11 protein-coding genes are annotated in these 12,148 nt (G+C 60.4%); 3 read left to right on the plus strand and 8 right to left on the minus strand.

The features are described 5' to 3' along the window. Positions 1–163 precede the first annotated feature (163 nt). Positions 164–805, plus strand: a complete 642-nt coding sequence (locus C6Y56_RS27380) for an HD domain-containing protein (RefSeq protein ID WP_169432361.1) — start codon at positions 164–166, stop codon at positions 803–805. A 58-nt stretch (positions 806–863) separates the two neighbouring features. On the opposite strand, the gene C6Y56_RS27385 is transcribed toward C6Y56_RS27380, so the two are convergent. The 8 genes from C6Y56_RS27385 to C6Y56_RS29705 all read right to left on the minus strand — a co-directional run bounded on the left by C6Y56_RS27385 (position 864) and on the right by C6Y56_RS29705 (position 9,676). Continuing rightward, complete coding sequence (locus C6Y56_RS27385) at positions 864–1,754, minus strand: ABC transporter permease subunit (RefSeq protein ID WP_169432362.1); 891 nt, start codon at positions 1,752–1,754, stop codon at positions 864–866. Then, the gene (locus tag C6Y56_RS27390) at positions 1,751–2,632 is read right to left on the minus strand and encodes an ABC transporter permease subunit (RefSeq protein ID WP_170931574.1); all 882 of its coding nucleotides are present in this window, start codon (positions 2,630–2,632) and stop codon (positions 1,751–1,753) included. The genes C6Y56_RS27385 and C6Y56_RS27390 overlap by 4 nt, the downstream gene beginning before the upstream one ends. Positions 2,633–2,667: 35 nt before the next feature. Then, complete coding sequence (locus C6Y56_RS27395; RefSeq protein WP_169432363.1) at positions 2,668–3,810, minus strand: ABC transporter ATP-binding protein; 1,143 nt, start codon at positions 3,808–3,810, stop codon at positions 2,668–2,670. 66 nt (positions 3,811–3,876) lie between these two features. Continuing rightward, positions 3,877–4,974 (minus strand): polyamine ABC transporter substrate-binding protein, encoded by a 1,098-nt coding sequence (locus tag C6Y56_RS27400; RefSeq protein ID WP_169432364.1) that lies wholly within the window; start codon positions 4,972–4,974, stop codon positions 3,877–3,879. A 187-nt stretch (positions 4,975–5,161) separates the two neighbouring features. After that, positions 5,162–6,271 carry a polyamine ABC transporter substrate-binding protein gene (locus tag C6Y56_RS27405; protein ID WP_169432365.1) on the minus strand — a complete coding sequence of 370 codons (1,110 nt, stop codon included), beginning with the start codon at positions 6,269–6,271 and terminating at the stop codon, positions 5,162–5,164. A gap of 171 nt (positions 6,272–6,442) precedes the next feature. After that, positions 6,443–7,807, minus strand: coding sequence for an aspartate aminotransferase family protein (locus C6Y56_RS27410; RefSeq protein WP_169432366.1), 1,365 nt, complete (start codon positions 7,805–7,807; stop codon positions 6,443–6,445). Between the two features lie 56 nt (positions 7,808–7,863). Continuing rightward, on the minus strand, positions 7,864–9,222 hold the full coding sequence (locus C6Y56_RS27415) for a glutamine synthetase family protein (protein WP_169432367.1): 1,359 nt from the start codon (positions 9,220–9,222) through the stop codon (positions 7,864–7,866). Positions 9,223–9,316: 94 nt separating this feature from the next. Then, positions 9,317–9,676 carry a glutamine amidotransferase gene (locus tag C6Y56_RS29705; protein ID WP_169432368.1) on the minus strand — a complete coding sequence of 120 codons (360 nt, stop codon included), beginning with the start codon at positions 9,674–9,676 and terminating at the stop codon, positions 9,317–9,319. A gap of 278 nt (positions 9,677–9,954) precedes the next feature. Here C6Y56_RS29705 and C6Y56_RS27425 point away from each other — a divergent pair, with 278 nt between their 5' ends. Both C6Y56_RS27425 and C6Y56_RS27430 read left to right on the plus strand, forming a co-directional pair. Further along, a complete protein-coding gene (locus tag C6Y56_RS27425) occupies positions 9,955–11,331 on the plus strand; it encodes a glutamine synthetase family protein (RefSeq protein WP_011336449.1) in 1,377 nt (458 codons plus the stop codon). Positions 11,332–11,449: 118 nt separating this feature from the next. Further along, positions 11,450–12,082 carry a TetR/AcrR family transcriptional regulator gene (locus tag C6Y56_RS27430; protein WP_169432369.1) on the plus strand — a complete coding sequence of 211 codons (633 nt, stop codon included), beginning with the start codon at positions 11,450–11,452 and terminating at the stop codon, positions 12,080–12,082. Positions 12,083–12,148: the final 66 nt, after the last annotated feature.

Genomic DNA, 12,148 nt, shown 5'->3' on the forward strand with positions numbered 1-12,148 from the left:
ATCAGCGCCAACCCTAGCCAATCCGCGCAGCAGAAGCGAGCTGGCACGATTTGCCGGTGCAATGGCAAGGATCGCAGCCATGGATCGATTGTCCGGTTTTACCTCCGGGAACAGACTTTCCCCCATCAGCGCCGTGACGGCGTTTTCGACGAGGAAGCTCAACATGACCACGACCATCGCCGGTATCCGGATCCCCGACAGCGCCCTTGCCCGGGCCACCACCGAGTACATTCGCGACATCGAATCCGACCTGCTTTACCACCACTCGCGCCGTGTGTTTCTGTTCGGCGCCTTGAGCGGCGAGCGCCGTCAACTGGCCTACGATCCGGAGCTGCTGTACGTCGGCGCGATGTTCCACGATCTGGGTCTGGTCGAGGGTCACCGCAGCGATGACGAGCGTTTCGAAGTCGATGGCGCCAACGCCGCCGCGGCGTTTCTCAAACCTTACGGGCTGAGCGATGACGACATCGAACAGGTCTGGCTGTCGATCGCCCTGCACACCACGCCGGGCGTACCGAAGCATCTGCGTCCGACCGTGGCGCTGGTGACGGCGGGTGTCGAGATGGATGTGCTGGGCATGGACTACGCGGCGTTCACCACGGTGCAGCGTGAGGCGGTGGTGCATGCGCATCCACGGGGCGAAGGCTTCAAGGAGTGCATCATCTGCGCGTTCGCCGATGGCTTGCGCCATCGTCCGCAGACCACGTTCGGCAATGTGAAAACCGATGTGCTGAGAGATCAGGTGCCGGGGTTCAAGCCGATGAACTTCGTCGAAGTGATTCGCCAGTCGCCCTGGGTTTCCTGACCGGCATAAAAAAACCTCGCGACCGTGACCGGTCGCGAGGTTTTTTGTATCCGCAGACTTAAGCCGCTTCCGGCGTCGGCGCCCGGCGCACGTCCGGTTGCTTCCACGAATCGGCAGCGCTTTCTTCGATGGCTTGCTGGATTGCCTTGCGGCGCGCTTCTTCGGCACGGCGGCTGAAGAACCAGACCATGAAGGTCACCAGCGACACCGCCAGCAGAATCAGGCTGGCCACGGCATTGATCTCGGGCTTCACGCCCAGACGCACCGCCGAGAACACTTCCATCGGCAGGGTCGTCGAACCCGGGCCGGAGACGAAACTGGCCAGCACCAGGTCGTCCAGCGACAGGGCGAACGACATCATGCCGCCCGCCGCCAGCGACGGCGCGATCATCGGGATGGTGATCAGGAAGAACACCTTCCACGGCCGCGCACCCAGATCCATCGCCGCTTCTTCGATCGACAGGTCCAGCTCACGCAGACGCGCCGACACCACCACCGCCACATACGCCGCACAGAACGTCGTGTGGGCGATCCAGATGGTGACGATGCCACGCTCCTGCGGCCAGCCGATCATCTGCGCCATCGCCACGAACAGCAGCAACAGCGACAGACCGGTAATCACCTCGGGCATTACCAGCGGCGCGGTGACCAGGCCGCCGAACAACGTGCGGCCCTTGAACCGGGTGATGCGGGTCAGGACGAACGCCGCCAGCGTACCCAGCGCCACCGCCGCGACGGCGGTGTAGCAGGCGATTTCCAGCGAACGCACCACCGAGCCCATCAGTTGGGTGTTGTCGAGCAGGCCGACGTACCACTTGATCGACCAGCCGCCCCACACCGTCACCAGTTTCGAGGCGTTGAACGAGTAGATCACCAGGATCAGCATCGGCAGGTAGATGAACAACAGGCCGAGCACCAGCATCAGGCTGGAGAAACGGAAGCGCTTCATTCTTTACCCTCCATTTCCTTGGCCTGACTGCGGTTGAACAGGATGATCGGCACAATCAGGATCGCCAGCATCACCACCGCCAGGGCGGACGCCACCGGCCAGTCACGGTTGTTGAAGAACTCTTGCCAGAGCACTTTACCGATCATCAGGGTTTCCGGACCGCCGAGCAGTTCCGGAATCACGAACTCGCCCACCACCGGGATGAACACCAGCATGCAGCCGGCGATGATGCCGTTCTTGGACAGCGGAACAGTGATTTTCCAGAAGCTGTTGAAGGTGCTCGAACCCAGGTCGGACGCGGCCTCCAGCAGGCTGGTGTCGTGCTTCACCAGGTTGGCGTACAGCGGCAGGATCATGAACGGCAGGTACGAATAGACGACGCCGATGTACACCGCCAGGTTGGTGTTGAGGATCTGCAGCGGTTCGTCGATCAAGCCCATGCTCATCAGGAAACCGTTGAGCAGGCCGTTGTTGCTGAGGATGCCCATCCACGCATAGACGCGGATCAGGATCGCGGTCCAGGTCGGCATCATGATCAGCAGCACCAGCACCGTCTGCACTTCCTTGCGGGCACTGGCGATGGCGTAGGCCATCGGGTAGCCGATCAGCAGGCACAGCAGCGTGCTGAAGAACGCCATTTTCAGCGAACCGAGGTACGCCGAGATGTACAGTTCGTCGTCGCCGAGCATCGCGTAGTTGCCCAGGTTCAGCAGCAGTTGCAGCTTCTGCTCGGCGTAGGTGTAGATCTCGGTGTACGGCGGGATGGCCACGTCCGCTTCGGCGAAGCTGATCTTCAGGACGATGAAGAACGGCAGCATGAAGAACAGGAACAGCCAGATGAACGGAACCCCGATGACCAGCTGACGGCCACCGGGAATTATTCGATTGAGCCGGCGTTTGAATTTGCGCATGTTCATGAGCGAAGTACCACGCCGCTGTCGTCTTCCCACCACACGTAGACCTGATCGCCCCAGGTCGGACGTGCGCCACGGCGTTCGGCGTTGGCCACGAAGGACTGCACCAGTTTGCCGCTCGGCAGTTCGACGTAGAACACCGAGTGCCCGCCGAGGTAAGCGATGTCGTGCACCTTGCCGCTCGACCAGTTGTATTCGCAGGTCGGCATTTCGGCGGTGACCAGCAGTTTTTCCGGACGGATCGCGTAGGTCACGGACTTGTCCTGCACCGAGGTGCTGATGCCGTGGCCGACGTAGATCTGCCGGTCGAGGTCCTTGCAGGTGATGGTCGCGTGGCCTTCGGCGTCGTCGATCACTTCGCCTTCGAAGATGTTCACGTTGCCGATGAATTCGCAGACCAGACGGCTGGTCGGGGTTTCGTAGATGTCGATCGGGCTGCCGATCTGGGCGATCCAGCCCAGATGCATGATCGCGATGCGCTCGGCCATGGTCATGGCCTCTTCCTGGTCGTGGGTCACCATCACGCAGGTCACGCCGACGCGCTCGATGATTTCCACCAGCTCCAGCTGCATCTGCGAACGCAGTTTCTTGTCCAGTGCGCCCATCGGCTCGTCGAGCAGCAGCAGCTTCGGACGCTTGGCCAGGGAACGGGCGAGTGCCACGCGCTGACGCTGGCCACCGGACAACTGGTGCGGCTTGCGCTTGGCGTACTGGCTCATCTGCACCAGTTTGAGCATCTCGGCCACACGGGCGTCGATCTCGGCTGCCGGGATCTTGTCCTGCTTGAGGCCGAACGCGATGTTCTGCGCCACGGTCATGTGCGGGAACAGGGCATACGACTGGAACATCATGTTGATCGGTCGCTCGTACGGCGGCATGTCGGTGATATCGACGCCGTCGAGGAAAATGCGCCCCTCCGTGGGCCGTTCGAACCCTGCCAGCATCCGCAGCAGAGTGGATTTGCCCGATCCCGAACCGCCGAGCAGGGCGAAGATCTCGCCCTTCTTGATTTCCAGGGACACATCGTCCACGGCAACCGTCTCGTCGAACTTCTTCGTGACCCGGTCGATTTTAACCAGCACCTGTTTCGGTGTCTGGTCGCCCTCGAGGGCTTTCTTATAGGCGCCGGAGGCAACTGCCATTTACGAAACTCCCAGAAAAAAGAGTGCAGTTCGCCCACGCAAGACGAACCCAGGATGATTTGCGCGTTATTTACCCGACTTGACCTTGGTCCAGCTACGGGTCATCAAACGCTGAATATTCGGTGGCAACTCGATGGACACATAGGTCTTGTCGAGGACGGCCTGCGGTGGATAAACCGCTTCGTCGGTGCGAATGGACTGCTCCATCAGCTTGTCCGAACCCGGGTTGGGGTTGGCGTAACCGACGTAATCACTGACCTGGGCAATCACCTCAGGTTTCAGCAAATAGTTGATGAAGGCGTGGGCCTCTTTGACGTTGGCCGAATCCTTCGGAATCGCCAGCATGTCGAACCAGAGCGCGCCGCCCTCTTTCGGGATGGCGTAGGCGATGTTGACGCCTTTCTTGGCTTCTTCGGCACGGTGCTTGGCCTGGAAGATATCGCCGGAGAACCCGATGGCCACACAGATGTCGCCGTTGGCCAGATCACCGATGTATTTCGAGGAGTGGAAGTAGGTCACGTACGGACGCACCGCCAGCAATTTGGCCGTGGCTTTCTCGTAATCCTTGGGATTGGTGCTGTTGGCGTTCAGGCCCATGTAGTTGAGCACGGTCGGCATCATTTCATCGGCCGAATCGAGGAACGCCACGCCGCAGCTGTGCAGCTTCTTGATGTTCTCGGGTTCGAACAGCACGCTCCAGGAGTCGATCTTGTCGACACCGAGCACGGCTTTCACTTTATCGACGTTGTAGCCGATGCCGTTGGTGCCCCACAGGTACGGAACGGCGTACTGGTTGCCCGGGTCGTTCTGTTCCAGGCGCTTGAGCAGCACCGGGTCGAGATTGGCGTAGTTCGTCAGTTGCACCTTGTCGAGCTTCTGGAACGCGCCCGCCTTGATCTGCTTGCCAAGGAAGTGGTTCGACGGCACGACCACATCGTAACCGGTACGCCCGGCAAGCAGTTTGCCTTCCAGGGTTTCGTTGGAATCGAACACGTCGTAGACCGGTTTGATCCCGGTTTCTTTCTGGAAATCGGCCAGGGTGGTCTCGCCGATGTAATCCGACCAGTTATAAATATGCACAGTACCGGCAGCTTGGGCACCGACAACGAACGTCAGGCCGGCAGCGGCCAGCAGGGCATTGCGCAAAGAAGAAAAAATAGGCAAGTGGAGGTCCTCTGATTGAGTTGGGCCCAAGTTGCCCCGCGCTGCATGACAGTCACGGTTGCCCGGCAACAAAACCGGCGCGCAACTTACCTTCGAAAAACCGTTCCAGCAAAACTTTCTGTCATTTAATTGCACCGCTGGCCGCCCTGGTGAAGGCGACGGCCAGCGGTTGCGGCTTCAAACCGGCTTATTTGCCGGATTTGATCTTGGTCCAGCTGCGCGTCATTTCACGCTGGGTCGCCGCCGGCAGATCGGCGATGGCATACAGCTTGGCCTGTACGTCGGCTGGCGGGTAGATGCCTGGATCACTGGTGATGTCTTTCTCTACCAGCGCTGTTGCAGCAGCGTTACCGTTCGGGAAACGTACGGCGTTGGTGATGCTGGCCATGACTTCAGGCTTCTGCAGGAAGGTCATGAACTTGTAGGCGCCTTCAACGTTTTCGGCATCCTTGGGAATGGCGACCATGTCGAAGAAGCTGCCAGCGCCTTCCTTCGGAATGGCGTAGCTGACTTTCACCTTGTCACCGGCCTCGGCGGCACGGGACTTGGCCTGCTGCACGTCACCCGAGTAGCCGACCGCTACGCAGATGTTGCCGTTGGCCAGGTCCGAGATGTACTTGGACGAGTGGAAGTAGGTGATCGAAGGACGAATCTTGAGGAACAGATCCTCGGCTTTCTTGATGTCTTCTTTCTTCTGGGAGTCGGTTGGCAGGCCCAGGTAGTGCAGCGCGACCGGGAGCATTTCGGTCGGCGAATCGAGGAAGCTCACGCCGCAGCCCTTGAGCTTGGCGATGTTTTCCGGCTTCAGCAGTACGTCCCAGGAATCGATCTTGTCGACGCCCAGCGCAGCCTTGACCTTCTCCGGGTTGTAGCCGATGCCGATCGAACCCCACATGTACGGGAAAGCGTGCTTGTTGTCCGGGTCGCTGACCGATACGGCCTTGAGCAGGTCCTGGTTGAGGTTCTTCCAGTTAGGCAGCTTGGAGCGATCCAGTTCCTGGTACACACCGGCCTTGATCTGCTTGGCCAGGAAGTTGTTGGACGGCACGACCACGTCGTAGCCGGACTTGCCCGCCAGCAGCTTGGCTTCCAGGGTTTCGTTGGAGTCGAATACGTCGTAGACCACCTTGATCCCCGACTCTTTCTCGAAGTTCGCGATGGTGTCCGGAGCGATGTAGTCAGACCAGTTGTAGACGTGCAGCACTTTGTCGTCCGCGTGAACCGCGCCCGCCATCATGCCCGCGACGGACAGGGCCAGAAGAGTCTTGCCAGCAAGCTTTTTACCTAATGCCTTCATGCGTCATGCTCCAAATTTTTCTTTTTTGAACCACTTTGTTCAGCGGCCGAACCCGGACAACTGGAACCGCGGCTAGTCTGGCAAGATACGAGGCGGTCTTTCAAGAAAAGACCAGCCTTTGCAACTGCTCCGAGCGACAGCGCAACAGCTCCATCGCTCAGAGCCTAGCACTTAGCCCTGCAATGCACTGAGGGTCAGGTCCAGGCATTTGCGTGCCTTGGTCACCAGTTCATCGATCTCCGCCTTGCTGATCACCAGCGGCGGCGCAATGATCATGGTGTCGCCCACGGCGCGCATGATCAGTCCGTTGTCGAAGCAGAACTGGCGGCAGATCATGCCCACTCCCTTGCCTTCGTAACGCTTGCGAGTGGCCTTGTCCTGCACCAGCTCGATGGCCCCCAGCAGACCGACTCCGCGCACTTCCCCCACCAACGGGTGATCGTTCAGCTCGCGCAGACGTTTCTGCAAATACGGTGCCGTTTCTTCGTGGACGCGCTCGATGATTTTCTCTTCGCGCAGAATCCGGATGTTTTCCAGACCCACCGCCGCCGCCACCGGGTGACCGGAGTAGGTGAAACCGTGGTTGAAATCGCCGCCCTCGTTGAGCACCGCCACCACTTCGTCACGCACGATCAGGCCACCCATCGGGATGTAACCGGACGTCAGGCCTTTGGCGATGGTCATCATGTGCGGCTTGAGGTCGTAGAAATCGCTGCCGAACCATTCGCCGGTACGGCCGAAACCGCAGATCACTTCATCGGCCACGAACAGGATGTCGTACTTGGCGAGGATTTCCTTGATGCGCGGCCAGTAGGTATCTGGCGGAATGATCACGCCGCCGGCGCCCTGGATCGGCTCGGCAATGAAGGCGCCGACGTTGTCCACGCCGACTTCCAGAATCTTCTCTTCCAGTTGATTGGCCGCCCAGATCCCGAATTCTTCCGGGGTCATGTCGCCGCCTTCGGCGAACCAGTACGGCTGGGCGATGTGGACGATGCCCGGAATCGGCAGGTCGCCCTGTTCGTGCATATAAGTCATGCCGCCGAGGCTCGCACCGGCCACGGTGGAACCGTGGTAGCCGTTCTTGCGGCTGATGATGACTTTCTTGTTCGGCTGGCCCTTGATCGCCCAGTAGTGGCGAACCATGCGCAGCATGGTGTCGTTGCCTTCGGAGCCGGAACCGGTGAAGAACACGTGGTTCATGCCTTCCGGCGCCACGTCGGCGATGGCCTTGGCCAGTTCCAGCGCCGGCGGGTGGGCGGTCTGGAAGAACAGGTTGTAATAAGGCAGTTCGCGCATTTGCTTGGCGGCCGCATCGGCCAGCTCATCGCGCCCATAACCGATCGCCACACACCACAGACCCGCCATGCCATCGAGGATCTTGTTGCCCTCGCTGTCCCACAGGTACACGCCCTTGGCGTTGGTGATGATCCGTGGACCCTTTTCTTTCAGCTGCTTGAAGTCGCTGAACGGGGCCAGGTGGTGATCGCTGCTGAGGGCTTGCCACTCACGGGTTTGCGGATTGTTGCTGGTCATGCCAATTCTCCTTGTTATCGGTGAAGGCGCGGCGGCGGGCCACCGCACCCGGCGTATCAGACGGCGAAGAGCAGGTACTCACGCTCCCAGGAACTGATCACGCGCTTGAAGTTTTCATGCTCGGCTCGCTTGACCGCGACGTAGCCGGTGATGAAGGTCTTGCCCAGGTATTTCTCGATGGTTGCGCTGTTTTCCATACGCTCCAGCGCGTCTTCGATGGTCAGCGGCAGGCGCAGGTTGCGGCGCTCGTAGCCACGGCCCACCACCGGCGCGCTCGGGTTGATCCCCTCGACCATGCCGATGTAGCCGCAGAGCAGGCTCGCGGCAATCGCCAGGTACGGGTTGGCGTCGGCGCCCGGCAGGCGGTTTTCCACGCGGCGGTTCTGCGGCCCGGCATCCGGTACGCGCAGACCCACGGTGCGGTTCTCTTCGCCCCACTCCACGTTCACCGGTGCCGAGGTGTCCGGCAGGAAGCGGCGGAACGAGTTGACGTTCGGCGCGAACAGCGGCAGCAGTTCCGGGATCAGTTTCTGCAGGCCACCGATGTGGTGCAGGAACAACTGGCTCATGGTGCCATCGTCATTGGAGAACACGTTCTTGCCGGTCTCGATGTCGATGATGCTCTGGTGCAGGTGCATCGCGCTGCCCGGCTCGCCGGTCATTGGCTTGGCCATGAAGGTCGCGGCGACGTTGTGCTTGAGGGCGGCCTCACGCATGGTGCGCTTGAACACCAGAATCTGGTCGGCCAGGGACAGGGCGTCGCCGTGACGGAAGTTGATTTCCATCTGCGCCGTGCCGTCCTCGTGGATCAGCGTGTCGAGGTCCAGCTCCTGCAATTCGCACCAGTCGTAGACGTCTTCGAACAGCGGGTCGAACTCGTTCGCCGCTTCGATGGAGAAGGACTGGCGACCGATTTCCGGGCGCCCGGAACGGCCGACTGGTGGCTGCAATGGATAGTCGGGGTCGTCGCTGCGCTTGGTCAGGTAGAACTCCATTTCCGGCGCCACGATCGGCTGCCAGCCCTTGTCGGCATAGAGTTTCAGGACTTTCTTGAGCACGTTGCGCGGCGACAGCTCGATCGGGTTCCCTTGCTTGTCGTAGGTGTCGTGGATCACCTGGGCAGTCGGTTCGACGGCCCAAGGCACCAGGTACACGGCGTTCTGGTCGGGGCGGCAGATCATGTCGATGTCGGCCGGGTCGAGCAGTTCGTAATAGATGTCGTCTTCGACGTAGTCGCCGGTCACGGTCTGCAACAGAACGCTCTCTGGCAGGCGCATGCCTTTTTCGGCGATGAACTTGTTGGTCGGCGAAATCTTGCCCCGGGTGATGCCGGTCAAGTCGCCGATCATGCATTCGACTTCTGTGATCTTGTGGTCTTTCAACCAATCGGTGAGCTGGTCGAGGTTGTTGCTCATAAATGCCTCTGGGCTGAGTCTCCTGACGCATGTCAGGCAAGTTTGACGCACGGGGCGTCGCGTTAAAGGGGGCTTGTTTGTGCGCAGTGCCGGCTTACGCCTGGCACCGCGCATCGACAATGAAGGAGGAGCTTACCTGCCCTTTACGCTGGCGTTGCATTTCCTGTGCACATCCCGGGTGTGCGCAATCACGGGCACGGCGACGGGCGCGGTGCAGGCCGGGAGCAGGAAAGAGATCTATATTGAAAGCAGAACCGCTGAAGAGGATGCCCTTCCCTGCGTCCAGAATATCGGACGCCGGCGCCTGATCCGCCATGGACAAAGAGATCGCTGGCAGAATGCGAGCCTGGCTGTCGGCTGCGCTGCGGACGGACGTGTCGCCACTGATGTGATAAGCATGCAGACCGCACTGCACGGAGCAGTCGGTGACGCCGATTAACGGCAGGCGAGACATGAAGCACCCCGGTATTATTGCTGTTATGGGTTTGACCCGAGCTTAGCCTTGTTCATTTTTTTACACAACACCCCCGTAAAAAATACAACACGGCCTGCTCAAGCCTGCGGGTGGCACGTCTTTCACGGATAAAAAAATGCCCCAAAGTGCCCCGTAAATGCCCTCTCGGCGCTTTTTCGGGGCAAAAAAGGCCTCGCTTGACTTCGGCAGGCCGTTCGGGTTGACTGAAACCAGAAAAGATCAATGATTGATATTTTTAACAACAAAGGTGTTGCATCATGTCGGTACCCCCGCGTGCCGTTCAGCTTAACGAAGCGAACGCGTTCCTTAAGGAACATCCTGAGGTTCTGTACGTTGACCTTCTGATTGCGGATATGAATGGTGTGGTGCGCGGCAAGCGCATCGAACGCACCAGCCTCCACAAGGTTTACGAGAAAGGCATCAACCTGCCGGCCTCTCTATTTGCTCTGGATATCAATGGTTCGACGGTGGAAAGCACCGGCCTGGGCCTGGACATCGGCGACGCCGACCGTATCTGCTATCCAATCCCCGATACCCTGTGCAACGAGCCATGGCAGAAGCGCCCGACCGCGCAACTGTTGATGACCATGCACGAACTCGAAGGCGACCCTTTCTTCGCCGATCCGCGCGAAGTGCTCCGTCAAGTTGTTGCAAAGTTTGACGAGCTTGGCCTGACCATCTGCGCCGCGTTCGAACTCGAGTTCTACCTGATCGACCAGGAAAACGTGAACGGCCGCCCTCAGCCGCCACGCTCGCCGATCTCCGGCAAACGCCCGCATTCGACTCAGGTCTACCTGATCGACGACCTCGACGAATACGTCGACTGTCTCCAGGACATTCTGGAAGGCGCCAAAGAGCAAGGCATCCCGGCAGACGCCATCGTCAAGGAAAGTGCCCCGGCGCAGTTCGAAGTGAACCTGCACCACGTCGCCGACCCGATCAAGGCGTGCGATTACGCGGTCCTGCTCAAGCGTCTGATCAAGAACATCGCTTACGACCATGAAATGGACACCACCTTCATGGCCAAGCCGTACCCGGGTCAGGCAGGCAACGGTCTGCACGTCCACATCTCGGTTCTCGACAAAGAAGGCAAAAACATTTTTGCCAGCGAGGATCCCGAGCAGAACGCCGCGCTGCGTCACGCGATCGGCGGTGTGCTCGAGACCCTGCCCGCGCAGATGGCTTTCCTCTGCCCCAACGTCAACTCCTACCGTCGTTTCGGCGCGCAGTTCTACGTGCCGAACTCGCCGAGCTGGGGTCTGGACAACCGCACCGTGGCCCTGCGCGTACCGACCGGCTCCGCCGACGCGGTCCGCCTGGAGCACCGCGTGGCCGGCGCCGATGCCAACCCGTACCTGCTGATGGCTTCGGTGCTGGCGGGCGTGCATCACGGCCTGACCAACAAGATCGAGCCACCGGCCCCCACCGAAGGCAACAGCTACGAGCAGAACGAGCAGAGCCTGCCGAACAACTTGCGCGATGCCCTGCGCGAGCTGGACGACAGCGAGGTGATGGCCAAGTACATCGATCCGAAATACATCGATATCTTCGTCGCCTGCAAAGAGAGCGAGCTGGAGGAGTTCGAACACTCCATCTCCGACCTCGAGTACAACTGGTACCTGCACACCGTTTAAGCGGACTGCAGCAAAGGAAAACGCCGTTGGCTTCTCAGCCCGCGGCGTTTTTTTATTGGCCTCTGTGGCAGACATTCAAGCTCTGCGTACAATGCCCGCTGCCCCGCAGGAGACTTTCATGACGCGTCCCGCCCCCGTCCGCAAACCCCGTGCCCGCAGTCAGGCGCGGATCGATTCGATACTCGACGCCGCGCGCACGCTGCTGGCCGCCGAGGGCGTGGCGAGCCTGTCGATCTACAGCGTGGCCGAGCGCGCGCAGATTCCGCCCTCCTCGGTCTACCATTTCTTCGCCAGTGTCCCGGCGCTGCTTGAAGGCCTGACGGCGGATGTTCACGCCGCCTTCCGCGCCTGCCTGCAAGCACCGATCGATCACGAGGCCCTGCGTGACTGGCGCGACCTGTCCCGCCTGGTCGAGCAACGGATGCTGGAGATCTACGATGAAGACGCCGCCGCCCGCCAACTCATCCTTGCGCAGCACGGCCTTACCGAAGTCACCCAGGCCGACCGCCAGCACGACCTTGAACTGGGCGACCTGATGCACAAGCTGTTCGATCATCACTTCGAACTGCCGAGGCTGCCGGATGACGTGGACGTTTTCGCGCTGGCAATGGAGCTGGGCGACCGCGTCTACGCCCGCTCGGTGCAGCAGCACGGGCAGATCACCCCGCGCATGGCCGAGGAAGGCATGCGCGTGTTCGATGCCTATCTCGGGCTGTATCTGCCGCCCTATCTGCCCAAGAGAATTCTCTAGCGTCCTGATCGGCCTCTTCGCGAGCAAGCCCGCTCCCACATTTGGAATACCATCCCCTGTAGGAGC

It is taken from the genome of Pseudomonas fluorescens, from assembly GCF_012974785.1.
Classification (GTDB): Bacteria; Pseudomonadota; Gammaproteobacteria; order Pseudomonadales; family Pseudomonadaceae; genus Aquipseudomonas; species Aquipseudomonas fluorescens_BT.